At 66.9% G+C, this 1,443-nt stretch carries 1 protein-coding gene; it reads left to right on the top strand.

Translation table 11 applies throughout. The features are described from left to right. The first annotated feature begins 230 nt into the window (after nucleotides 1-230). Nucleotides 231-1,421, top strand: coding sequence for an IS110 family RNA-guided transposase (locus ABEA26_RS35945; RefSeq protein ID WP_345598272.1), 1,191 nt, complete (start codon nucleotides 231-233; stop codon nucleotides 1,419-1,421). Nucleotides 1,422-1,443 lie beyond the last annotated feature (22 nt).

Below are 1,443 nucleotides of genomic sequence, written 5' to 3'. Positions count from 1 at the left end.
GTCCTACCTTTCAAGGGTGGTTGCTCTGGTCATTCGTAAGATCGGAGGGCCCGGGGGTTCTGGGTATGGCTGCATGGTGGGCGCCGTTTGGATGGCTCAAAGGACTTGGCCGCCCGGAGCCCCGCGACGACTCGACCGCCAATTGGGAGACGCGACTCGATCGCTGCTGTAGGACAACGTCGGCGAGGTCGTCTGCGGGATCGATGTGACGACGAGCTGGCGGAGGGAACGTGCCCGAGATCTGGGCTGGAGTGGACATCGGCAAGACGCATCACCACTGCGTGGTGATCAACACGGACGGTGAACGGCTGCTGTCCCGCCGGGTTCTGAACGATGAGACCGAATTGCTCCAGCTCATCGGCGATGTCCTGGAGATATCCACCGACGTGCTGTGGGCAGTTGACCTCAACCACGGCGGGGCCGCCCTGCTGATCGGCCTGCTGCTCAGCCACGGCCAGCCGATGGCCTACCTCACCGGCCTGGCGGTCCACCGGGCCTCGGCCACCTACAGGGGTGAGGGAAAGACGGACGCGAAGGACGCCTTCGTCATCGCTGACCAGGCCCGCGTTCGACGTGATCTCGGGCTGCTGCGGCCGGGCGACGAGATCGCCGTTGACCTGCGCACGCTGACCACCAGGCGCCTGGACGTGGTCTTCGACCGCACCCGGCAGATCAACCGGCTCCGGGCTCAGTTGCTGGAGATCTTCCCTGCGTTGGAGCGGTCGCTGGACCTGGTCAACAAGGGGCCGGTGATGCTGCTGACCGGCTACCAGACCCCGGCCGCGATCCGCCGCGCGGGTGAGAAGCGGATCGAGACCTGGCTGAGGAACCGGAAGGTCCGCGGCGCCGCCGCCCTTGCGAAGACGGCTGTGGAGGCTGCCCAGGCCCAGCAGACGGCCCTGCCGGGTGAGACGCTGGCCGCCGCCATGGTGGTCCGCCTCGCGAAGGGGGTGATGGCCCTCGATGAGGAGATCGCCGAGCTCGACGCCCTGATCGAGGCCAGGTTTCGCGAGCATCCGCATGCCGAGGTGATCCGCAGTCTGCCCGGCATGGGCCCCAAGCTCGGTGCCGAGTTCATCGCTGCGACCGGTGGTGACATGGACGCCTTCGGCAGCGCCGACCGCCTGGCCGGCTTCGCCGGCCTGGCACCCAGACCTCGTGACTCCGGCCGCATCAGCGGCAACCTGCACAGGCCCAAGCGATACCACCGCGGCCTGCTGCGGTCGATGTACCTCTCGGCGATGGTCAGCATCACGACCTGCCCCGCCTCCAAGACGTACTACCAGCGCAAGCGAAGCGAGGGAAAGGGCCACAAGCAGGCCCTGCTCGCTCTCGCCCGCCGCAGGCTCAACGTGCTGTGGGCGATGATCCGTGACGGACAGTGCTACCAAGGTTCACCTCCCGTCGCAGAAGCGGGTTGACATCACGATTGGGAAGTCCTTT

The sequence above is a fragment of the Streptomyces marokkonensis genome, from assembly GCF_039539045.1.
In the GTDB taxonomy this organism is placed as follows: domain Bacteria; phylum Actinomycetota; class Actinomycetes; order Streptomycetales; family Streptomycetaceae; genus Streptomyces; species Streptomyces marokkonensis.
This window is presented reverse-complemented; position numbering and strand designations above follow the sequence as displayed.